The organism is Streptomyces sp. AP-93, assembly GCF_022808175.1.
Classification (GTDB): Bacteria; Actinomycetota; Actinomycetes; order Streptomycetales; family Streptomycetaceae; genus Streptomyces.
Genome location: NZ_JALGBX010000002.1, coordinates 549,844 through 571,776 on the forward strand (window position 1 = coordinate 549,844; position 21,933 = coordinate 571,776).

The 21,933-nt window shown below is 71.6% G+C and carries 22 protein-coding genes and 1 tRNA gene; 9 read left to right on the forward strand and 14 right to left on the reverse strand.

Features of this window, described 5'->3' with window-relative positions:
- Positions 1-9 precede the first annotated feature (9 nt).
- Positions 10-747 (reverse strand): YcnI family protein, encoded by a 738-nt coding sequence (locus MTF69_RS05730; RefSeq protein WP_243331248.1) that lies wholly within the window; start codon positions 745-747, stop codon positions 10-12.
- A gap of 110 nt (positions 748-857) precedes the next feature.
- Positions 858-1,676, reverse strand: a complete 819-nt coding sequence (locus tag MTF69_RS05735; RefSeq protein ID WP_243331249.1) for a hypothetical protein — start codon at positions 1,674-1,676, stop codon at positions 858-860.
- 269 nt (positions 1,677-1,945) lie between these two features.
- Here MTF69_RS05735 and MTF69_RS05740 point away from each other — a divergent pair, with 269 nt between their 5' ends.
- Entirely contained in the window at positions 1,946-2,482 is a 537-nt protein-coding gene (locus MTF69_RS05740; RefSeq protein ID WP_243331250.1) for an ATP-binding protein, read from the forward strand.
- A gap of 60 nt (positions 2,483-2,542) precedes the next feature.
- Here MTF69_RS05740 and MTF69_RS05745 read toward each other — a convergent pair whose 3' ends face one another.
- Positions 2,543-4,009 carry an aminopeptidase P family protein gene (locus MTF69_RS05745; RefSeq protein WP_243331252.1) on the reverse strand — a complete coding sequence of 489 codons (1,467 nt, stop codon included), beginning with the start codon at positions 4,007-4,009 and terminating at the stop codon, positions 2,543-2,545.
- A gap of 212 nt (positions 4,010-4,221) precedes the next feature.
- Positions 4,222-5,850 carry a PP2C family protein-serine/threonine phosphatase gene (locus tag MTF69_RS05750; protein WP_243331254.1) on the reverse strand — a complete coding sequence of 543 codons (1,629 nt, stop codon included), beginning with the start codon at positions 5,848-5,850 and terminating at the stop codon, positions 4,222-4,224.
- Positions 5,851-6,257: 407 nt separating this feature from the next.
- Here MTF69_RS05750 and MTF69_RS05755 point away from each other — a divergent pair, with 407 nt between their 5' ends.
- Together MTF69_RS05755 and MTF69_RS05760 are read left to right on the forward strand one after the other, a co-directional pair.
- The gene (locus MTF69_RS05755) at positions 6,258-6,956 is read left to right on the forward strand and encodes a bifunctional DNA primase/polymerase (RefSeq protein ID WP_243331255.1); all 699 of its coding nucleotides are present in this window, start codon (positions 6,258-6,260) and stop codon (positions 6,954-6,956) included.
- Positions 6,957-7,176: 220 nt separating this feature from the next.
- Positions 7,177-7,827, forward strand: a complete 651-nt coding sequence (locus MTF69_RS05760; protein ID WP_243331258.1) for a hypothetical protein — start codon at positions 7,177-7,179, stop codon at positions 7,825-7,827.
- A 239-nt stretch (positions 7,828-8,066) separates the two neighbouring features.
- Here MTF69_RS05760 and MTF69_RS05765 read toward each other — a convergent pair whose 3' ends face one another.
- The 3 genes from MTF69_RS05765 to MTF69_RS05775 form a co-directional block, all read right to left on the reverse strand.
- A complete protein-coding gene (locus MTF69_RS05765; protein WP_243331261.1) occupies positions 8,067-9,041 on the reverse strand; it encodes a DUF5926 family protein in 975 nt (324 codons plus the stop codon).
- 155 nt (positions 9,042-9,196) lie between these two features.
- Positions 9,197-9,703, reverse strand: a complete 507-nt coding sequence (locus tag MTF69_RS05770) for an ATP-binding protein (protein ID WP_243331380.1) — start codon at positions 9,701-9,703, stop codon at positions 9,197-9,199.
- 180 nt (positions 9,704-9,883) lie between these two features.
- Positions 9,884-10,684: a glycerophosphodiester phosphodiesterase gene (locus MTF69_RS05775; protein WP_243331263.1), complete on the reverse strand. Its 801-nt coding sequence runs from the start codon at positions 10,682-10,684 to the stop codon at positions 9,884-9,886.
- 236 nt (positions 10,685-10,920) lie between these two features.
- Between MTF69_RS05775 and MTF69_RS05780 the strand changes: the two genes are divergently transcribed.
- From MTF69_RS05780 to MTF69_RS05805, 6 genes are all read left to right on the forward strand, one after another.
- Entirely contained in the window at positions 10,921-12,549 is a 1,629-nt protein-coding gene (locus MTF69_RS05780) for a S1C family serine protease (RefSeq protein ID WP_243331264.1), read from the forward strand.
- Positions 12,550-12,653: 104 nt separating this feature from the next.
- Positions 12,654-13,559 carry a LysR family transcriptional regulator gene (locus MTF69_RS05785; protein WP_243331266.1) on the forward strand — a complete coding sequence of 302 codons (906 nt, stop codon included), beginning with the start codon at positions 12,654-12,656 and terminating at the stop codon, positions 13,557-13,559.
- Positions 13,560-13,667: 108 nt separating this feature from the next.
- On the forward strand, positions 13,668-14,222 hold the full coding sequence (locus MTF69_RS05790; RefSeq protein ID WP_243331268.1) for a cysteine dioxygenase family protein: 555 nt from the start codon (positions 13,668-13,670) through the stop codon (positions 14,220-14,222).
- Positions 14,222-15,280 (forward strand): YeiH family protein, encoded by a 1,059-nt coding sequence (locus MTF69_RS05795; RefSeq protein ID WP_243331269.1) that lies wholly within the window; start codon positions 14,222-14,224, stop codon positions 15,278-15,280. The genes MTF69_RS05790 and MTF69_RS05795 overlap by 1 nt, the downstream gene beginning before the upstream one ends.
- A gap of 134 nt (positions 15,281-15,414) precedes the next feature.
- A complete protein-coding gene (locus tag MTF69_RS05800) occupies positions 15,415-16,374 on the forward strand; it encodes a serine protease (protein WP_243331271.1) in 960 nt (319 codons plus the stop codon).
- Positions 16,375-16,431: 57 nt separating this feature from the next.
- Positions 16,432-16,521: transfer RNA gene (locus tag MTF69_RS05805), tRNA-Ser, on the forward strand.
- Positions 16,522-16,660: 139 nt separating this feature from the next.
- On the opposite strand, the gene MTF69_RS05810 is transcribed toward MTF69_RS05805, so the two are convergent.
- From MTF69_RS05810 to MTF69_RS05840, 7 genes are all read right to left on the reverse strand, one after another.
- Positions 16,661-18,046: a tyrosine-type recombinase/integrase gene (locus MTF69_RS05810; RefSeq protein WP_243331273.1), complete on the reverse strand. Its 1,386-nt coding sequence runs from the start codon at positions 18,044-18,046 to the stop codon at positions 16,661-16,663.
- Positions 18,047-18,107: 61 nt separating this feature from the next.
- Positions 18,108-18,296, reverse strand: a complete 189-nt coding sequence (locus MTF69_RS05815; RefSeq protein ID WP_243331275.1) for an AlpA family transcriptional regulator — start codon at positions 18,294-18,296, stop codon at positions 18,108-18,110.
- Between the two features lie 232 nt (positions 18,297-18,528).
- Positions 18,529-19,707, reverse strand: coding sequence for a DUF3631 domain-containing protein (locus MTF69_RS05820; RefSeq protein ID WP_243331277.1), 1,179 nt, complete (start codon positions 19,705-19,707; stop codon positions 18,529-18,531).
- A complete protein-coding gene (locus tag MTF69_RS05825) occupies positions 19,707-20,060 on the reverse strand; it encodes a hypothetical protein (RefSeq protein WP_243331279.1) in 354 nt (117 codons plus the stop codon). Before MTF69_RS05825 ends, MTF69_RS05820 begins: the two co-directional genes overlap by 1 nt.
- Complete coding sequence (locus MTF69_RS05830; RefSeq protein WP_243331280.1) at positions 20,057-20,977, reverse strand: bifunctional DNA primase/polymerase; 921 nt, start codon at positions 20,975-20,977, stop codon at positions 20,057-20,059. Before MTF69_RS05830 ends, MTF69_RS05825 begins: the two co-directional genes overlap by 4 nt.
- Positions 20,978-21,057: 80 nt before the next feature.
- Positions 21,058-21,303 carry a hypothetical protein gene (locus tag MTF69_RS05835; RefSeq protein WP_243331282.1) on the reverse strand — a complete coding sequence of 82 codons (246 nt, stop codon included), beginning with the start codon at positions 21,301-21,303 and terminating at the stop codon, positions 21,058-21,060.
- Between the two features lie 9 nt (positions 21,304-21,312).
- Entirely contained in the window at positions 21,313-21,795 is a 483-nt protein-coding gene (locus tag MTF69_RS05840) for a hypothetical protein (protein WP_243331284.1), read from the reverse strand.
- Positions 21,796-21,933 lie beyond the last annotated feature (138 nt).

The following is a 21,933-nucleotide window of genomic DNA, read 5'->3' on the forward strand; positions in this document are numbered from 1 at the left end:
CTCAGGAGCTCAGGAGGTGCGGCGGCGCGAGGCGACGCCGAAGGCAACGCCGCCGAGTCCGATGACGATGCCGGCGATGCCGAGGGCCCGCGCGGTCGTGTCGGAGCCGCTCTTGGCGGCGGCTGTGTCGTGACCGTCCTGGCCGTCCTTGTGGCCGGCGTCGGAGTTCTTCGCCTCGTCCGCGGGCTTCTTGGCAGCGGCGTCGTGGTGGTCGGCGCCGGCGGCGGTCAGCTTCAGGACGGGCGCCGGGGTCTGCGGTTCGGCGGCGCCTTCCTTGGGCTCTTCGATCCAGCGGACGACCTCGCCGTTGTCGTAGGTCTGGATCGCCTTGAAGACCATCCGGTCGGCGTTCTCGGGCAGCTTGCCGACGGAGACCGGGAACTGCTGGAACTTGCCGGCCTCGATCTTGCCGCCGGACCAGGTCACCTTGGTGACGACCTCGTTGACCTGCTTGCCGTGCACGGTGAGCGGCTTGTCGAGCTTGGTCTTCTCGACGGTGGACGTCCAGCCGGGGATGTCCTGCGGCATGACGGACGTGAGTGGCTGGTCGGCCGGGAAGTTGACTTCGAGCTGCGTGGTCGAGGCGTCGTCGCGCTCGTTGGGGACCTTGAAGTTGAGCGTCGCGTAGCCGCCCTTGGCAGCCTCCCCGACGGGCTGCACGCCGACGTGGGCGAAGGCGGTGCCGGAGAGCAGGAGGACGGACCCGGCGGCGAGGGCGGCGGCGAAGGAGACGCGAGAGGTCTTCATGGCAGAAACACTCCACGGAAGCTGTGGTGACGGTGGCTCCGCGCGCGGCGCGCACGGAGTTCGCGGCACCGGTGCTCCCGTCGTGAGTCCCGGGGAGGAGAGGTGCCGCTTCAGGCTGCGAGGGCGAATGCCGTGGGCGGCCCGCGCCTGATCACCGTGTGCTGGAGTGCGTCCCGGCCCGTGGAGAGGGCGGGGCCGGCCCCGTCGCCCGCTGCCCGCGGGGTACGGGCGGGCCGGCCCGCCAGGCCCGCGCCGAGGGCCCGTACGTAGGCCAGCGCGGCACGCAGCGGGCGTACCGGTCCGGCCGCGGCGGAGAGCCTGGACAGTTCGAGGAGGCGGAACAGCGCGGCGTCGCCGCGCCCGAGCAGCCAGCCGGCGGCGAGTGCGGCCAGCAGGTGCCCGATCAGCATGGCCGGGCTGAGCAGCCCGACCAGTCCGGTGGCCGGTTCGACGAGGCCCTGCCCCAGGTGGGCGTGGGCCATGTGCCCCTGTGTCGCGGCCTGCGCGGCCACGGCGTCCGGGTCCAGCCCGGCGCTCTCCAGGATCCGCCGGGCGTCCGACGGGTGGATCGGGACGGAGTTGCCCCCGCACACCAGTTGGGCGGCCAGCGCCGCGAGCGAGGTCTCCGAGGAGGTACCGCCGCCCGCCGGGACGTTGTGCTGGCCGAGGCCGAACACCGTGTGCAGCGCGAGCTGTCCGCCCGCCAGCGCGGCGGCGATGCCGGGCAGCGAGCGCCGGCGTCCCGCGAGCGGGGCCGCACCTGCGAAGACGGCGACGAAGCTGGCGCAGAGGGACCACCAGGGCACCGTCGCGCAGGAGGCCAACGCGTGCCCGACCGCGGACAGCACGACACAGACCGCGGTGAACACCGCGGCCCGGATCAGCCTGAGGCCGGTTCCGGCCTGCGTCGCGTGGGGGGAGGCAGTCATGGCCGGGCCATCATCGCACTGGCCTTAGGCGCCGCATACGGCAGGTGCGGCAGCAGGTTCGCATTTCCGTGCACGGATCCCGGGCGTGGGTCCGTGCACGCGCGCCGGGCACTCCCCCACCCGCGCGCCGGGCACTCCCCCACCCGCACACGGGCACTCCCCCACCCGCACCGCATACACCGCCGCCCGGGAGAGCCGCATCGGCCGAACGAGGGCTCTGTCGGCCCTCGGGGGCTTAGCCCCGGCCCCGGGCGGCAATAGGTAACAGTATGAGCATCTGGTGGTCTCTCCACTTGAGGCGCGAAGCAGCGAGTGTGCCCCTCGCGAGGCGGCTGCTGCTGGGGACGATGGAGACCGCGGGGGTTGACCCGGACATCTCCTTCGACCTGTCGGTGGCGCTGAGCGAGGCGTGCGCGAACGCGGTGGAGCACGGTGGCCGCGAACCAGGCCCGCGCTCCGGCTACACGGACGACGCGTCGTACCTGGACGACGCGGCCCCGGGCAGCGGATGCCCGGGCAGCGGATTCCCGGACGGCGGATCCCCGGACGGGACCGGGGCGTACCACGTCACGGCCTATCTGGACGGGGACCGCTGCCGCATCGAGGTGAGCGATTCGGGCCCGGGGTTCCCGCCCGCGACGGTGGCCCGCCGCAGACCGTCCCTCGCCGAGCACGGCCGGGGACTGCACCTGATCGAGGAGCTCGCCGACCACGTCCGCTTCCGCAACCGGCCGGGCCGGGGCGCCGTGGTCAGCTTCGACAAGATGCTGAAGTGGCGGGACGACTCACTGCTGAAGGTGTCGTAGACGCGCCGATGGGCGGAATCCGTGGAGGGTCCCGCCCATCGGCGCGTACGAGCGGAGGCGTCAGCCCTTGAGCCGCGCCATCCACGCCTCGATCTCGTCCGAGGCGCGGGGCAGCCCGGCCGACAGGTTCCGGTTGCCGTCCTCGGTGACGAGGATGTCGTCCTCGATCCGGACGCCGATGCCGCGGTACTCCGCGGGCACGGTCAGGTCGTCGGCCTGGAAGTACAGACCGGGCTCGACGGTCAGGCACATCCCGGGCTCCAGCGTGCCGTCGACGTACGCCTCGGTGCGCGCGGCGGCGCAGTCGTGGACGTCCATGCCGAGCATGTGACCGGTGCCGTGCAGGGTCCAGCGGCGCTGCAGACCGAGCTCCAGGACACGCTCGACCGGGCCCTCCAGCAGACCCCACTCGACGAGCTTCTCGGCGAGCACGTGCTGGGAGGCGTCGTGGAAGTCGCGGAACTTCGCGCCCGGCTTGACGGCGGCGATGCCGGCTTCCTGGGACGCGTAGACCGCGTCGTAGATCTTGCGCTGGATGTCGGTGTACGTGCCGCTGATCGGCAGGGTGCGCGTGACGTCGGCGGTGTAGAGGGAGTGGGTCTCCACACCGGCGTCGAGCAGCAGCAGGTCGCCGGAGCGGACGTCTCCGTCGTTGCGGACCCAGTGCAGGGTGCAGGCGTGCGGGCCGGCGGCGCAGATGGAGCCGTAGCCGACGTCGTTGCCCTCGACGCGGGCGCGCAGGAAGAAGGTGCCCTCGATGTAGCGCTCGGAGGTGGCCTCGGCCTTGTCGAGCACCTTCACGACGTCCTCGAAGCCGCGGACGGTGGAGTCGACGGCCTTCTGCAGCTCGCCGATCTCGAACGCGTCCTTCACGGCGCGGGCCTCGGAGAGGTAGACGCGCAGCTCCTCGTCGCGCTCCTTGGTGACCTTGTCGGTCAGGGCGGTCTCGATGACGGAGTCGTGACCGCGGACGCTACGGACCGGGCCCTCGGCCTCGGCGAGCTCCTCGGGGAGCTTGCGCACGTCCTTGGCGGGGATGCCCAGGAGCTGCTCGGCCTCCGTGAGGGAGTGGCGGCGGCCGACCCACAGTTCGCCGCTGCCGGAGAGCCAGAACTCGCCGTTCTCGCGGTCGGAGCGGGGCAGCAGGTAGACGGTGGCGTGGTGGCCGGTCTCCCCCGCGGGCTCCAGGACCAGGACGCCGTTCTCGGTCTGGTCGCCGGTGAGGTACGCGTACTCGGTCGAGGCGCGGAAGGGGTACTCGGTGTCGTTCGAGCGCGTCTTCAGCCGTCCGGCGGGGACGACGAGGCGCTCGCCGGGGAAGCGCCGGGACAGCGCGGAGCGGCGGGCCGCGGTGTGCGCGGCCTGAGCGATCGGCTCCAGTCCGCGCAGCTCGGTGTCTGCCCAGCCCGTGCGCATGCTCGCGGCGAGTTCCTCGCTGACGCCCGGGTACAGCCCGTTCTTGCGCTGCTTGTGCTTCTTCTTGGGCTGCTCTTCTTCCGGGGTCTCCGGGGTGAGCTCGTCAGCCACGTCTTCTCCTCAGTACGACGGACACGGACCGGGTATGGACCTCATCCATCGTATGTGTGAGCGGACGCCCCCCGAAGGGTCGTGTGACAAATCCGCCAAACCAGGTCACACGCCCCGCTTCTTACGTCCTCGTCACACCCCGGGCGTCACACGCCAGGCGTCACACGCCAGGCGACCCGCCCGGCGTCACAGCCAGGCGACCCGCCCCGGCGTCACTCGAACCGCGCCGCGAGCAGCACGATGTCCTCGGAGGCGTCCGCCGGGAGGGCGGGCCCGTCCCCGTCGCCGTCCGGCAGAACCGTCCGCAGGATGTGGTCGCAGATGGCGGCCGGGTCCTCGCGGGCGCTACGGGGGATCCCCGCGGCGGCGGCGTGCAGCCGCGCGTACGCCCGGTCCATCGGGTCCCCGGTGCGCCGGAGCAGCCCGTCCGTGTACAGCAGCACCGTTTCTCCGGGTGCGGGCTCGATCTCCACGCTAGGAGCCTCCCAGCAGGACAGCATCCCGAGCGGCGCGGAGAGGGTGGTCTCCACGTACTCGGTGCGCCGCTCGCCGATCAGCAGCGGCGGGGTGTGCCCGGCCCCGGCCAGGATGAGCTTGCGCCCCCGGCTGCCCGCCGGGCCGCCCGTCTGGCCGCCCGCCTGGCCCCCGGCGGGCTCGCAGTAGGCGAAGAGCGCGGTTGCCGAGCGCGCGGGCTCCGTCAGGCGCAGCAGCAGCTCCAGGTCGGAGAGGACGGCGACGGGGTCCTCGCCCTCCATGACGGCGTACGCCCGCAGAGAGGCGCGCAGCCGCCCCATCGCGGCGACGGCGCTCGGTCCCGAGCCCGTGACGGAGCCGACGGCCAGCCCGAGGGCGCCCTCCGGCAGCGGCAGCGCGTCGTACCAGTCGCCTCCGCCGTGCGGGCCGGTGTGGTGCCGGGCGGCGAGCTGGACCCCGGGGATCCGGGGGAGCCGGCTCGGCAGCAGTTCCTCGGCGACGGTGGCCAGGCTGGAGCGGGCGCGCTCCACCTCCAGCATCCGGGCCAGGTGCTCGGCGGCGTGCCGGACGTACAGCCCGGCCAGGTCGCGCTGGCGGTCGCTGGGCTCGGCCTGTTCGTCGTAGAGCCAGACGGCTGCGCCGAGCCGGCCGGTGGCCTCGGCGGTCAGCGGCAGCGCGTAGCTGGCGGCGTAGCCGAGGCGGGCGGCGACCTCGCGGTGGCGGGGGTCGACGGGGGTGGCGTACCCGTCGCCGCCGGCGCCGGCGGTCGTGCCGGGCTCGGGCAGGACCTCCGAGCCGCCGTTGGCGTCGGGCAGGCCGTCGAGGATGCGGCCGTACGAGGTGGCGCTGCGCGGCACCGTCTCGATGTGGCCGAGGTCGGCGTGGCCGAGCCCCAGGCCGATCGTGGTGGTGGGGCCGAGTCCGTCGGAGGGCTCCAGGACGATCAGGCCGCGACGGGCGCCGACGAGGGCCGCGCCGGCCCGCAGGAACTCCTGGAGGGAGGCGGTGAGGTCACTGGCGCGGGCGAGCCGCTCGGTGAGCTCGTGGAGGGTGGTGAGGTCGGAGACCATGCCCGCGAGGCGGTCCTGAATGACCGAGCTCGCGGCGGGGCCCTGCGCCGGTGCGTGGACCGCTCGCGGGCTCGTCGATGTGGACACGGCCGTGGGCGGCGGTGTGGGCGCCACAGTGTGCGGGGACGCTGTGACAGCTGGATCGATTCCAGCCACTTTCGGCAGATGCGGGGCGCTCATGGCGTCCGCCTTTCCAGCTGGTGCGATTCGCCATATAGCATCGCAAACCCCCAGATCATGCTGCGCCGCTATCAATGAATCCACATCTACACGCACACGAGGAGCGATGTCCAGCATTGCCCACGTGGGAATCCTGGTGTCCGTGGGACGGCAACTCACTGTCCGGTCAGGGCTAGAACTTGGCCGGAAAAAGCGGGAAGCGAACGGTTTTTGCGGTCGACTGGGCGAGTCCGTCGGCCGGGCCGGGTACGTAATCCGTTGCACCCGGGGAGAGTTGGCGCAGCCCGGTGCCCGCCGGGAACCGTCGGGCACGGCCCGTCGTCCCCATCGACGACAGCCGTCCCCCGCGCGCTCCCGGGTCGCGTACCGCCCCCGACGGACGTTTCATGGACCCGTAAGAAAACTGCACGAACCGTGTGAACCTGCTTCAGGCGGACAGTGACGCGAAACGTGTACGTGTAGTGAACCACCGCTTACATGGTGTGATGTGGCCCTCGGCGTTCAACGGAAAGGAACGAGCGCTCATGCGCGAGATCCTCGGAAGGCGTCTCCAGCGGCTCCGCAATCGCTTGCAATCCCTGCGCCCCGCCCAGCCGCAGGGTGATGCGCCGGGTCTCCTCGACGCGGCGCTGACCTGCGCCACCACCTGGCACTGGCCCCTGCTGCCGGGCGTCGGACGCTCCGGCGTCGACAGCTCCCGGTGCGCCTGCCCCGACCCCGACTGCGCGGTGCCCGGCGCGCACCCCTTCGATCCCGGGCTGCTCGCGGCCACCGCCGACCCACGGATGGTGTCCTGGTGGTGGGCCAACCGGGCGGGTGCGCCGATCCTGCTGGCCACCGGCGGGAGTGCGCCCTGCGCTGTGAGCCTGCCCGCCGCGGCGGCCGCGCGTGCCGTCGTACGACTGGACGCCGAGGGGATGCGGCTCGGGCCGATCGTGGCCACGCCCACGCGGTGGTCGCTGCTCGTGGCGCCGTACTCGCTGGAGCGGCTCGGCGAGATCCTCTACGCCAAGGACCACGTGCCCTCCTCGCTGCGCTTCCACGGCGAGGGCGGCTACTTGCTGCTGCCGCCCTCCGCCGCGATCGGCGGCGGCCAGGTGCGGTGGGAGCGTGAGCCCGCGGGCGCCGGGGAGATCTGGCTGCCGGAGGTGGAGGCGGTCGTGGACGCGCTGGTGGAGGCGAGCAGCGGGGCCTCGGGCGGCGGGAGCCGGCTCGCGTACTGAGTCTCGATCACTGAGGCTCGTGTACTGGGGCTCGTGTACTGAGGCTCGTGTGGTGGGGCTCGCGTACCCGGGCTCGCGTCCTGAGGCTCGCGTGCTCGGGCTCGCGTACTGGCGCCCGTGCGCTGACGGATCACTCGTACGGGTGCCAGCGAGACGAGTTTCCAAGGGAATTGGGCGCGGGGATCTCCGTGCCCCATTCCCGGATCGCTATCTTCGGCGAATGAATCTCCGCCTGATCGGTATCGGCGCCGGTGTGTTGATCATCTTGTCGCTCCCGCTGGCGGGAGCGATCGCCGGGCCGGATTTCGCCGGTCAGAGCGATGGAAAGGGCGGCGGGCTGTTCTCCGCCTTCGGCCTCGGTGACCCGCCCAAGGGCGACCCGGGGGCGTCGGACTCCAAGGCCTCCGAGAAATCCGAGGGCTCAGCCGATTCGGATGCTCCGGGAGCGGGTTCCGCCTCCGGCCGGTCCCGTACGCCGGCCTCCGCCGCCGCGCCGGGGCGCCCGGGCCCGGTCGAGCAGCCGCGTACGGACGCCCGCTGCGGACCCGAACTGTCCTCCCCGCAGGGGGTGGAGGCGCAGACGTGCGTCCTGTCGGGCGAGGGCCGGACGTGGGGGCGCAGTTACTACCGGAACACCAGCGGCCGCGCGCTCGACGCGGTGCTCACGGTGATGGGCCCGGCGGGGCGCACGGTGCAGATCCGCTGCGCGGTCGGCGCGGGCGATGAACCGGGGCTGTGCGAAACGCCGAGGGAAGAGTCGGCCGGGGCGCCGGAGGACTACTCGGCTGTAGCGGAATTTGCAGTTCCGGATGATGAAGGAGCTCTGCTCCTGCGGTCCGGGAGCAACTCACCGGTACCAGGTGACGGTTGAGCGCCACCGGAAAATCAAGGGCCCGGTCGCTGGCGACGGGGGATGCACCAGCGACCGGGCTACAAGAACGGTAACAAGAGATCGCCTGTTCGCAAATTCGATCTCTGATATTCAGACACCGATTTGCAGGCGATTAGCGGGAGTTGTGACTCCGATCACCGGTGACCGGTCACCGGTGACCCTCCCGGAGCCCCTCCGTGGACCCGCGTGGCCGGCCCGCGAAGGGGCCGGCCACCCGGTCAGCTGAGCGTGACCTGGCGGTTGGTGAGGCCACCGCGGGCCCGGCGCTCCTCCGTGGTCAGCGGCGCGTCCGTCGCGAGGGCCGCGGCGAGCCGCTCCGCGAGCTCGGCCGCGGGCTTCTCCACGTCCTCGGCCGAGACCCCGGTCGGCAGGTCCCAGACGGGGACCATCAGGCCGTGGGCGCGGAAGGAGCCGACCAGCTTGGTGCCCTCGCCGAGCGAGGACGTGCCCGCGGCGTGCAGGCGCGCGAGTGCGTCGAGCAGCTTCTCCTCGGGGTGCGGCATGACCCAGCGCAGGTGGTTCTTGTCCGGCGTCTCGCACCAGTAGGCGGCGTCCACACCGGTCAGCTTGACGGTCGGGATGGCGGCCGCGTTGGCGCGCTCCAGGGAGGCGGCGACCTCCGGGGAGGCGCTCTGGGCGCTCTCCGCTTCCGGAATCCAGAATTCGAACCCGCTGTGGACAACCGGCTCGAAACCGCCGTCCGCGGACAGGAGATCCTGAAGTCGCGGACCCTCGGCCGGAACCCGGCGGGCCGCGACGACGGTGCCGGGCTCGGCCACGAGCGCGCGCTCCAGGGTGTCGGCCATGTCCCGGGCGAGGTCGCCGGTGGTCGAGTCGTTCTGCAGGCCGAGCAGGACGGAGCCGTCCTCGCGGCGCAGTGCCGGCGAGGCCAGCGGGAGTACGGTCACCAGCGTGACGGAGGGGACGCCCTCGGGCAGTCCGCCCTTGAGCGTGAGCGGCACGGTGGCGGCGGGGACGAGCTCGCGCAGCGCCACCCAGTCGCACTCGCCGGGCAGGCCCTCGAACGGCCGGGCCACGTGCTCGGTGACGGCGTGCGCGGCGGCCGCGCCGTGGCAGGCCTTGTAACGGCGCCCGGATCCGCAGGGGCAGGGCTCGCGAGCGCCCACCACCGGGATCTCCCCGTTGTTGAGCTGCGGCTTTGCGGACTTCGCGGCGGGGCGCTTCTTGGCCATCGTGGGTGTCTCCCGGTTGCGGCGGTACGGCGTCGGTCTGGGCGCGAGCCTAGCCGTTCGTACCGCCACAACCGGTGGGGTGCGGCCGGGAGCACGGTCGGCGTGCACTCCCGGACGGCCGCCATCCGTCCACCCGCGGTCGATCACCGATCGGATCAGGCATCCAGATCGTCGAAGGCCGTACTGAAATCGATCGCCGGGGGCGCAACGCGCGTAGCGAAATCTTCGTGCCGGGGCCCACAGGCAACGGTCGCCCATACGGTGACCTCACCCGCCGCTCCGTCCCGGACACCCCAGTCCTGGGCCAGGGCGCTGATGATGTTCAGCCCCCGACCGCCCCGCGCGGTGACCGAGGGCTTGGCCGGGATGGGGCGGGTGGGCCCGCCGCCGTCCGTGACCTCGACCGTCAGCCGCCCCGCCTTGTCGACGCGCCACGACGCGTGTATCCCACCGTCCCCGATCTCCCGCGCGCCCAGCGGTCTGCCGTGCCGGCAGGCGTTGCTGAGCAGTTCGGAAAGGATCAGTACGGCGTCATCCACGATCGATTCGGACACTCCGCTGATGCGCAGCTGCTCGCGCATCCGGTGCCTCGCCTCGCCCACGCCCGCAGGACCATGGGACACGTCCATGCACGACGACGTGGGCACTTCTTGTGCCACCATCAACGCCACCCCCGGAACCTCCTTAGCCCCACGCATGGTCTGGATGCCCCAATGGCCTGGACCGGAAACCGTCGGACCGGCGCCCTCTGACGCATTCACGGCGACCGAACGCGGAGCGGATGCGCCGGTGCACACCCCGTAACGGGTGTGACGCCTGTGGCGGAGGTGCAAAGCGGGATGTCAGCGGCCCAGCTGTGACAAAACTTGTCGCGGTCTGTTGGTGATGATCGCTTCCACACCCAGATCAGCGCAGAGCTGAACATCTTCCGGATCGTTCACGGTCCATACGTGAACGGAATGCCCGGCGGCCTGAAGTTTGCGGATGAAGCCCGGGTGGTTGCGCACGATCCGCATCCCCGGCCCGGCGATCCGCACTCCGGCCGGCAGCCGCCCGTCCCTCATCCGGGGCGAGATGAACTGCATCAGGTACACGGTCGGGACCGTCGGCGCGGCCGCCCGCAGCCGGTGCAGGGAGCGCGCGGAGAAGCTCATCACCCGGACCGGGTGCGGCCCCTCGGCCGGCGGGGCGTCCAGCGCGAAGCGCTTGAGGAGGAAGAGCAGGCGCTCCTCCACCTGTCCGGCCCAGCGCGTCGGGTGCTTCGTCTCGATCGCCAGCTGAACCGGCCGCCCGGCGTCCGCGACCAGCTCCAGCAGCCGCTCCAGGGTGAGCACGGAGGTCCGCTCGGGGTCCGCGTCCCAGTCGGGAGACTCCTCCCGGTCCTTCCACGAGCCGAAGTCGAGGGCGGCGAGATCGGCCAGCTCCAGGGCGGAGACGGCGCCGCGGCCGTTGGAGGTGCGGTTCACCCTCCGGTCGTGGACCAGGACCAGATGGCCGTCGGCCGTGAGCCGGACATCGCACTCGAGGGCGTCGGCCCCGTCGTCGATGGCCTTGCGGTAGGCGGCCAGCGTGTGTTCGGGGGCATCCTCCGAGGCGCCGCGGTGGGCGACGACCTGGATGGTGCGCGGCGTTGCGTGGGTCACCGGCTCATGGTGCCACCGGGAGGGGGCCGGATGTCGGGGAGAGCCCTGCGGATACTTCTGGAGATGCGTCCGAAATGTCGGAGATAAAGGATGGGGGAGACTCACAGGTCCGGCTTACAGTGCTCTGACGGGTCATGGGAAAGGCTTTGCCCAGGAACTTGTACGGCACGTCGAACGTTCAGTCGGACCGATATCGCCCGTATTTCTGAAGCCGTGTGTGACGAGGAGAGAGCGCTGTGAGCACCGAGAACGAGGGCACCGCGGCCCCGACGCCCCCCGCGGCTCCGCCCGTACCCCCGGTGGCCGCGCCCGTCGACGCCGCGCCGGTCGCGCCCGCCGCACCGGCGCCCGTGGAGCCGGTGACGCAGCAGTTGCCGCCGACGCCCGCGCCCGGCACCGAGCCGACCCAGCAGCTCCCCCAGCCCCCGGCAGCGCAAACCACGGCAGCGCAGACCCCGGCACATCAGACCCCGGTGACCCAGGTTGCCGCGGCCGTCCAGCCTCCGGCCCCGGCGCCAGCCCCGGCCCCAGCTCCCGTGTACGCCGAGAGCCCGGTCCCGCCGGTCACCCCGGCGTACGCCGATGCTCCCGCTCCCACCCATGCCCCCGCTCCCGCGCCGCAGGCGATGGGCGCCGAGGGCTGGCCTCCCCCGCCGCCCGCGGCCCCCGCGTACGGGGCCGGTGACGGCCAGGGCGGTGGCGGCTGGGGCGTGCCCCTGGCCACCGACGGCGCACCGCAGCCCAAGCGGAAGGGCAAGGGCGGCATGATCGCCGGCGTCCTCGCGGCGGCGCTCCTCGCGGGAGCCGTCGGCGGCGGCGTCGGCTACTGGGCCGCCGACCGCAGTGGCGACGGCTCCGGCTCCACCACGGTCAGCGCCGGCAACACGCCCAAGGACCTCAAGCGCGATCCGGGCTCCGTCGCGGGCCTGGCCGCCGGCGCGCTCCCCAGCGTCGTCACCATCGAGGCCTCGGCCGGCGACGGCGAGGGCGGCACCGGCACCGGCTTCGTCTACGACCAGCAGGGCCACATCCTCACGAACAACCACGTGGTCGCCTCCGCGGCCAACGGCGGCAAGCTCAGCGCGACGTTCTCCGACGGCAAGAGGTACGAGGCTGAGGTCGTCGGCCGGGCCCAGGGGTACGACGTCGCCGTCATCAAGCTGAAGAACCCGCCGTCCGGGCTCAAGCCGCTGCCCCTCGGCGACTCGGACAAGGTCGCCGTCGGCGACTCGACCATCGCGATCGGCGCTCCGTTCGGCCTGTCCAACACCGTCACCACCGGCATCGTCAGCGCCAAGAACCGGCCGGTCGCCTCGGGTGACGGCTCCAGCGGCAAGAACTCGTACATGAGCGCCCTGCAGACGGACGCCTCGATCAACCCGGGCAACTCCGGTGGTCCGCTGCTCGACAGCCGCGGCGCGGTCATCGGGATCAACTCCGCGATCCAGTCGGCAGGCAGCGGCGGCTTCGGCGGTGGCCAGGCCGGCTCCATCGGCCTCGGTTTCGCCATTCCGGTCAACCAGGCGAAGAACGTCGCCGAATCGCTCATCAAGACGGGCAAGCCGGTCTACCCGGTGATCTCGGTCTCCGTGGACCTCGCGGCCAAGACCGACGGCGCGAAGATCTCCGAGACGGGCGCCTCGGCCAACGAGCTGGTCGACCCGAACGGTCCGGCGGGCAAGGCGGGGCTGAAGCCCGGCGACATCATCACCGAGCTCGGCGGCAAGCCGATCGACAGCGGCCCGACCCTGATCAGCGAGATCTGGACGTACAAGCCGGGTGACACGGTGAAGATGACCTACCTGCGCGGCGGCAAGCCGAACACGGTGGACATCACGCTCGGCTCGCGGGTCGGCGACAAGTAGAGGCCGGCCGCCTGCGGGCGGGCAGGGCCAACTGGCTTGAAGGTGAGGGGTCGTAGGCGCGATTGTGCCTGCGGCCCCTCCCAACGTCCGCTTATGCTTCGACCGTGTTCGATTCGCGGCACATACGGACCTTCCACGAGGTGGTCGCCTCGGGGTCCTACTCGGCCGCCGCCCGGGTCCTCGGGTACACCCAGCCCGCGATCACCCAGCAGATGAAGGCGCTCGAGCGCGCCGTCGGCACCCCGCTGTTCACCCGCGTGGGACGCCGCATGCAGCTCACCGAGGCCGGGGAGTCGATGGCCCGGCACGCCGAGGCCATCCTCGGCAGTCTCTCCGCCGCCGAGGCCCAGTTGAAGGCCTACGCCCGGCTGCGGACCGGCCGCGTCCGGCTCTGCGGCTTCCCCAGCGCCAACGTCACCCTGGTCCCGGAAGCCCTGAGCAGCCTGGCCAAGGAGCACCCGGGCATCCAGGTCGAGCTGCTGGAGGGGGAGCCCCCGGACTCCTTGCGCAGGCTGGAGCGGGGCGAGTGCGACATCACCCTGGCCTTCACCTATCCCGGCCTGCACGAGGAGGTCCCGGAGGAGGTCGCCGAGGTCAGGCTCATGGAGGACCAGCTGACGGTGCTGCTTCCGACCGGGCACCAGCTGGCCCGGCGGCGGGCCGTGCACCTCGCGGACCTCTCCGAAGAGCGGTGGATCGCCGGCTGCCCGCGCTGCCGGGCGAACCTGCTGCACGAATGCGCGGAGCTCGGCTTCGTGCCCGACATCCGGTTCGCCACGGACGACAACCTGGTGGTCCAGAGCCTGGTCGCGCAGGGCCTGGGCGTGGCCATGATGCCCGCCCTGGTGCTGCCCTCGCTCTCGCTGAGCAAGGTGTGCGGGCGGGCCCTCCTGCCGGCCGCGCGTCGTCACATCGCCGCGCACGTGTACCGCGATCATCTGCGGGTCCCGGCGACGGCGGCGGTGCTGGAGGCCCTGAGGCAGGCGGCCTCGAACCGCGTCGGCTGCTGAACCGGACCGCCGAACGTCCCGGCTCCGCCCCAACCCATAAGCCGGGCTTGGGATTTCAGCTCACAACTGTCGTTGGACGTGATGGGTGGGCTCCTCGACGCTGCCCCTATGACCACCACCACGCCGGCCCGCACGACCGCGAGGACGGCCGCCCTCGTCAGTGAGATCCGTACGGTCGTGGACCGGGGACTGGCCCCCGACCTGACCGCCTACCTGGTCGGCGAACGCCTCGCCCCGCACCTGGGGACGCCCGGTCTGCTCACCGCCGGGCAGCGCGAGGGTCACCCCGACCGCTACCGGCAGCACGTCCTGCACGCGGAGCCGGACGGAAGCTTCTCCGTGGTGGCCCTGGTGTGGCTGCCGGGCCAGGAGACCGCCATCCACGACCACGTCTCGTGGTGCGTGGCCGGTGTGCACGAGGGGGAGGAGAGCGAGCTCCGCTACCGCCTCGCCCCCGCCACGGCCACCACCGGCGCCCGGCTGGTGGCGACCGAGCACGTGGTCAACGGCCCCGGTGAGGTCTGCGGATTCGCCCCGCCCGGCGACATCCACAAGGTCCGCAACTCCTGTCGCACGAAGGCGATATCCCTGCACGTCTACGGCGCCGACGTCGTACGCCTGGGCAGCAGTGTCCGCCGCGTCTACACGCTCCCGACCGACTGATGGCCCTGCTGAACCGCCCGGTGCGCGGGGCGGGATCACCGGATCCGGGCGATGTTTCACGTGAAACATCGTCATCATGGCCCGGGTTGGGCCTCGCGGCGGCCGGAGTCCTGGCGGCCTGGTCGGTGCACCGGCTGGCGCCCTGGGCGCCGATGCTGACGGTGTCGGTGGTGCTCGGCATCGCCGCGGCCCACCTCCCCCGTCTACGGGGCTTCGTACGGGGCCCCGCGCGCCCTGGCCTGTCCCTGGCAGGGCGGCGCCTGATGCGGATCGGTATCGTCCTGCTGGGCCTGGCACTGGGGCTGGACGAGGTGCTCCGGCTGGGCTGGGCCACCGTGGCGATGGTGGGCGCGGTGGTGGCGGCGACCTTCCTCGGTACCCTCTGGCTCGGCCGGCGGCTCGGACTCCCCGGGGACCAGCCGTTGCTGATCGCCACCGGGTACTCGATCTGCGGAGCCTCGGCCATCGGAGCCGTCAGCCAGGTATCGGGCAGCGACGAGGAGGACGTGGCCTCCTCGGTGGCCCTGGTCACCCTGTGCGGAACCCTCGCCATCGCCGTCCTCCCGCTCCTCCAGTCTCCACTCGGACTCTCCGACCCGGATTTCGGCCGCTGGGTGGGCGCGAGCGTCCACGACGTCGGCCAGGTAGTGGCGACCGCCCAGACGGCCGGGCCCGGAGCCCTCGGCGAAGCGGTGCTGGTCAAGCTGATGCGCGTGGCGATGCTGGCCCCGCTGGTCGCCGTGGTGGCCTTCTCCGTACGGGCCCACAGGCGCGGAATACGCACCTCATCGGGCCGCAGGCCGGCCCCCGTGCCGCTGTTCGTGGCCGGGTTCCTCGCGGCAGCCGCGCTGCGCGCCACCGGGCTACTGCCCGGCGTAGCGCTGGAGTGGGCGCACACGGCCCAGGAACTGCTGCTGGCCGCCGCCCTGTTCGGCCTGGGCAGCGCGGTCCACCTGCCCACCCTGTCCCGTACCGGCGGCCGGGCCGCTCTCCTGGGCCTCGCGGCCTGGGTGGTGGTGGCCGGAGCCTCGTACGCGGGTGTCCTCCTCACCACCTAACCGGAGTTGGCCATTTCCTGGCCGGAACCGACCGAACGTTCCGACTGGTGCCTGACATCTCGTTCCCGGCGTGCCACTCTGCCCCCGATCCGCACCGACAACTCTTCATCCGGGCACGGCAGAAGGAGTCATGCGTGAATCGCCATCGGACAGCCATATCGGTCTTGCTCGCGACGGGGGCCCTGCTCGCGGGTGCGTTGACGGCGGCCTCCCCCTCGGCCGCCGCGCAGCGCCCCGCGCCGGGCTCCTGGTCGGCCGAGCGGATGCGGGCCGCCACCCCGCTGGACATCACGGCCACCCCGGGCATTGCCGCCCCGGGCGCGGCCGCCCGTACGGCGCCCACCACCGCGGAGCGCCCCACGACCATCGCCCCGACCCCGGCGAGCGACTCCGCCACGGCCCTCCCCGCGGCCTTCCCCCAGCCGGGCGGAGCCTGGACGTCCGGTGGCGCGGTGGTCAAAACCTCGGGCCGGGTCTTCTTCACCTTCAACGGGAAGAGCGCCTCCTGCTCGGGCGACTCGATCACCAGCGCCAACGGCAGCACGGTGATCACCGCCGGCCACTGCGTGAAGTACCAGGGCGCCTGGCACACCGACTGGATCTTCGTCCCGGGGTACGACAACGGGAACGCGCCCTACGGGCAGTGGAGGGCCACCAAGACCTTCGCGACCGACCAGTGGGTGGCGAGCGAGGACATGAACATGGACGTCGGCCTGGCGGTCGTCGCACCGCTGAACGGACGGACGCTCAGCCAGACCGTCGGAGCCCAGGGCATCGTCTTCAACGGCGGCTACAACAAGAAGATGTACGCCTTCGGCTTCCCGGCGGCGGCCCCGTACGACGGCACCAAACTCGTGTACTGCAGCGGCAACAGCGGCAAGGACTTCCTGCTGACCAAGGACCACAGCCTGCCGTGCAACATGACCGGCGGCTCCAGCGGCGGCCCTTGGTTCCAGGACTTCAACGAGGCGACCGGCCTGGGCACCCAGGTCTCCGTGAACAGCTTCGGCTACACGTTCCTCCCGAACCGCATGTTCGGCCCGTACTTCGGCAACGAGGCGAAGGCGGCCTACGACAAGGCCCAGACCGCCTGACCCTCCGAGAATCCCCAGCGCCGCCCACCCCCACCGCCCGGTACTCTGTACCCGCCAGGTGGGTTGCCCGAGCGGCCTAAGGGAACGGTCTTGAAAACCGTCGTGGCAGCGATGTCACCGTGGGTTCAAATCCCACACCCACCGCCAGGTCAGAGAAGTAGCAGGTCAGAGGGCGGGCACCCGATTCGGGTGCCCGCCCTCTCTGCTCACCCTGTCTCACCTTGGATCGCCCGTATCCCGCTGTTGACCAGCACGTATGGGCCATGTGTGGGCCAGATCCGGGGGCTTACCCGCCGCTGAGACCCTTCTCGATGAGCTCGTTCGCTCGGGACTGCTGACCCTTCAGGATCTTGGCGTAGAAGCGGAAGAGCACCGTGAGGCTGTGCCCGGCTCGTTGCGCGACCTCCATCGGGTCCACGCCGGAGTTGATCCACAGGGACACCCCCGCGTGCCGGAGCGAGTACGGCACGTCTGCGAGTGGCGTCTTGGCCTCTTCCGCCGGCAGGGCCTTGTGTCGCGCCGCATCCCAGAGGTTGCAGTACTCCGTCGAGCGGACCCGTCCCCCCTGCGCGGCCCGGAAGAGGCGACCGTCGTCGGCGACCCCGTACTTCTCCTTGTGGTCCCGGAGCATCGTGGTCAGGACGGGCGGGATGGGTACGGACCTTGTTGCTGTTCGGGCCCGCCGCTTCAGTCCGCGCTGCTCGAACGACTGCCCGTCGTCGGTCCACCCCGAGCCGACCTCGGGACGGCTTCCCGCGAGGACCAGCTCTCCCCACCCGGTTGCGGGCAAGGTGCAGTCAGAGGCGCGCAGGGCAGCGATCTCCGAAGGGCGCATGGCCGCGTAGTACAGGCAGCCGAAGAAGGCGGCCATGTGCTCCCCCCGGCCGCCGGACTGCCTTACGGCGTCGATCAGAGCCGCGGCCTGATCGGGGTTGGGTACGTACCGGAAATCGACCTCGTCGTCCTTGTCGGGCGCGGTCCAGTCGAGACGGCCGAGGGGGTTCGCGGGGAGGGTGCCGCGCTCCACGGCGTAGCGCAGAGCGTTGCTCATGACCATGCGCTTCCGGTTCACCGTGTTGTCCGCAGCGGGCTTTCCGTTGAGCTTCTTGGACAGGGCATCAAGGGCCCCACGTAGGCGGTCGGACCGCGCAACCTCGGTCATCTTGACCGTGCTCGATGCGACCCAGGCGAGGGCGGCTGCGATGTCCTCCGGCGGCGTCTCGACCTCGTGCCGCAGACGAAGAGGTCCGTCGTCTGCCTGTACTGCGCGGAACGCCCACCCGTACAGAGCCTTCCGCAAGACGGCGGAGTCGGGAGCGCCGCGTGAGCTGGAAACGAACGCCGGCGTCACGGTGGCGAACGTCTCGGCGATGCTCGCGCGGTGCTTGGCTGCGGCCTTCGGCCACTTCATCAGCACGTAGGCCGTGGCGTGCTCGTACCACGTAGGCGTACTCAGGGCTTCGAACTCCGAGGCCGGCAGACCGGTCTGCTCGTCGAACTGTTCCCGGTTCCGCAGCGCGGCGAGCAGTTCGGAACGGCGACCGTCAGCCTGCACCTTGAGCTTGAAGCTTCGGGAGTGCGGCCGCTCCCCTGCTCGCCACCGAAGCTCGAACGGCTTGGGGCGCCCCTTCCGCTCCCGGATGGACCAGATGTCAACGTCGTACGTCAGCATTTTCTCTCCAACTGGAGAGAGGGCCCACCGAAGGGTGGGCCCTCTCTCTGGACGGGGCAGGTCAGGCGGCGACTTCCTCGCACTCGGACAGCCAGGCGTCCAGATCCGCGCGGCGAACGCGGAGCTGGCCGTTGGGCAGCTTGATGAGCCGCGGGCCTTGTCCCCGTGCGCGCATCCGGTAGAACGCGGCTCGGCTCATGCCGATCTCTGCCAGTACTTCGAGGAGCTTGAGCATCTGTGGGCGGGCCATGGACGTCTCTCCTTCGAGACCACGGGAGGGCTTCCCTCCCTCTTGGGAAGTCCGCTACATCCGCTACGCCGCTACATCGCAGGTCAGCGGGGGTGCGGGTGTAGCGGAGGGGTTCGATGTAGCGGCTACATCCCGCTTCACGGCTTCTCGGGCCGGGCCCAGGGTGCGCCGGGACCGGCCTGCCGAGGGGCTCGTGGGGGCAGGGGTGTAGCCGCTACATCTGGGGTTGCCGCTACGCGAGCACCGGCTGTGAGCTGGTCTGTAGCGGCGTAGCGGATGTAGCGGAGTTCTGCGGCGGCGGGCAGTAGCGGGTCCACGCGTCTTGGAGGTCCACGGCGTAGTAGCCCTTGAGGATGCCGCCGGCGGTGCGGATGTTCCGGGAGACGATCGGCTCGTCGTTGCCGGTCCGGTACTCCTTGAGCATCTTCGACAGGCTGCGGGAGTCGAGCGGCTTGCCGTCGATGTCGGCCCAGGGCGCGTCTTCCAGGGCGTTGAGCCGGTCGAGGACGGCGATGGTGGGCAGTTTGTCGAGTCCGATCAGGACGTGGTCGCGCAGGTCGGTGAGCAGCCGGATGCCCAGCGATGCCTTGCCGTTCGACTGCGACGACTTGATCAGCTCGATGCAGGCCGCTCGGGCCCGCTCGGGCCAGTCGCCGCCAGCCGCGTCGGCGACGGCGAGGAGCGGCTCCCAGACGTCGGCGGGGCGGTCCGTGACGCCTTCGGGCATCGCGGGCCATGTGGCCTTGACCTTGTCACGGACCTGGTCGGCCCAGAGGGCGAGGCGGTCTCGGATCGCGTTGCCCTGCTGCTCGTGGGTGCCGAGACGGTAGGGCTCGACCTTCTCGTTGGGGGCGCGGCGCCGCATGCGGATGATGACCGAGCGGTCCAGGATTGTGTCGGGCAGTCCGCCAAGGCCGGCCATGGCCACGGCGCAGTAGGACGGGAAGCCCTGCACGGTCTGGTTGGCACCGTCACCGACGCACCGGTACATCAGCCGTCCGCGTCGGTGTCCGGCGTTGAGGAAGCCGCGGAGCTGCTCGTTGTCTCCAGCTTTGGGGCCGAACACGGTGTCGATCTCGTCGTAGAGGATCGTGGGCCGCTCCCCCTCGATACCGGCGACGGACCGGAACAGCGCGGACGGGGAGGCGTCCACGGCGGCCATCTTGTTGGGTACGAGCGTCTCCATGATCTCCAGGGCTCGGGACTTTCCGGAGCCGGGTTCCGGGGAGAGGAACGCGATGCGGGGGGTGGAGTCGAACGCGTCGAGCAGGTGCGCGTGTGCATCCCACAGGGCGACGGCGACGTAGGCGCCCTCCCTGGGGAAGATGTTGAACCGGCGGTGGAAGGCCTCCACCTCGTCGAGCAGCGCGGCACCGTCGATGGGCGCGGCCTGGGGCTTGGGGTCGCTCATCAGGCGGCCTTCCCTTCCTGGGATACGAGCTGGGGGCAGACGGTGCGGTGGCGCACGTGGTCGTCGATCAGCGCGAGCGCGCGGGTCTGGCCGGCGGCGAACAGGTCCCGCCCGCACTGGCACCAGGACCGGGCGGACGGGGTGACGCCGCGGCCAGGGGCACTGATGTGGAGCCAGGCGACGGGCCGGCGTCCGTCGTCGAAGGACGGGTTCGAGCGAACAGATGAAAGGACGCCTTCGGCGACGACCTTCGGCGCGCCATTGCCGTCCGTGGCCGGGGCCGGTTCGGCGGAGCTGGGGCCGGTGGGCGCCGGGGTGGGGCCTTCCAAGCGGGGATGAGGTCGGGTGCTCATGCCGCATCCCGGGCCCGGACCGTACGGGCGGAGCTGTCCAGGGCGCTGCGGATCGTGGAGCGGCACTCGGCAGCGGTGAGTCCCCGCTCCTCCCCCGCTCCTTGGAAGGCCACCTCCACCTCGTCGCGGGCCAGGTCGCCCCATGCGACGAAGCGCCCCACCTTGAAGGCGCACCGGTTGAGCGTGTTGTTCGCCTGCCCCGCGGGGGCGGTACGGACGACGTTGCACTCGGCGTCCAGCGCTGCGCGGGCCGCGCTGGTGCCGCTGACGGCCGGCGCCACGAGCCGACGGGCCGGGACGGGGGCGGGCGGCTGGAGCAGGGGCAGCAGCCAGCCGGGGAACTCGGTGACCGGGGCGGGGTCGGTCACCTCGTACATCCCCGCCGCGGTACTGCTGCCGGGCGCGACGACGTATCCGCCGTGCGCGCGGGTATCGATGAGCGGACCGAGCTTGCCCGCCGTGTTCCCCAGCCGGATCCCGGACGGGGCGGTGAAGTACAGGTGGGACCCGCCGGAGGGGGTCCGGGTGCGGAAGGTGGTGGGGACGGCCTGCCCGGCGCGCTCGCAGAGCGCCGTGAAGTTCTCCGCGCCGCTAGGCGCGTCCTGACTGCTGTTGGGCTTGGGCGTGTCGAGGTCGATCACGACCAGTCCGGCGGGGCCGGTGGCCAAGCCGATGTTGTACGGCTTGTGCGTCCAGCAGCGGACGATCGCGGCCCCGTCAGTGGTCGCGCGCTGCTCCCACTTCAGGTGCCCGCCCGCACAGCCGCCGGTGTGGGGGCAGCGGTCTTCGCCATGGAGAGCGGGGGCCTTCGATCCGGGGTGGAGCGGCAAGACGGGCCAGCCGCGGGCGGCGAGGGCGAGGGCTTCGGCCAGCAGTCGTACCCGGCCGTCTCGCCGGATGGGGGCAGGTTGGGTCATGCTTGGGGTCTCCAGTTCTGAGGTTCTGGAAGAGGGCGGCCCTGTTCATTGGCGTGAGTGAGGGCCGCCCTTCTTGCATGTCAGAAAGGCGGTTCGTCGCTGTAGCCGCCGGAGCGGCGGGGCGGGAGCGGGAGAAGGACCAGTCGGCGGGTTTCGTCCCAGCAGGTGCAGGGCTCCCAGTCAGTGCCGGCGTACTCGCCGTTGTGGTCGCCGTAGTCGTGGTTGTGGCCACCCTCCCCGAGACAGAGGGGGCACGAAGGCTGGGGAGTATCAGTCAGGATCAGGGCCGGGCGAGGCCAGGCGGTTCGGCGGATGCGCAGTCGCACGTGTTCTCCTCAGCGCTGGTTGATGGTTCCGGTGGCGCGGCCGAACATCCCGGACGCGGTGATGTTCTGGGTGACGTGCTGCATGGGCGCCGCACCCCGGCCGATGGCTCCGCGTCCGGCGCGGAGGAGGAGCGGGGCGAGGGTGCCGGCGGCGATGAGGGCGATGGCGGCCCAGAGGGCTTCGGCCATGGCGATCAGTCCCGGTGCGGCGTAGGAGATCCCGAACCCGGCGGCGGCGATCCCGCCACCGACGGTCGGGGCGAGGAGGGCGGTGGTCTTGGCCCATGCGGGGACCGGCTGCGCGGCCGGGGCGAGGTGCTGGGGCTGGGTATAGGCGAGGGTCCGGTAGCCGCCGGGGAGGGTGACCATCTCGACTCCCGGGGGGAGTTCGGTGGGCAGCATGGCGGGCTGGTGGATCGCGGCCGGGTAGACGATGGGGTCGCCGTAGCGGGTGGCGGGGGTGGCGCTCTGGATCGTGGGCTCATAGGGCATTGCAGGCTCCTGGACGCGGTGCGGGCGGCCCCCGTGGTGGTGGGGCCGCCCGCTGTGGGTGGTCGCTCTGCGTGGTTCTAGTGGGGCGCGGCTACTGGGTAGTGGGTAGTGGGGTCCCCAGTAGAAAGGGCCCGTTGG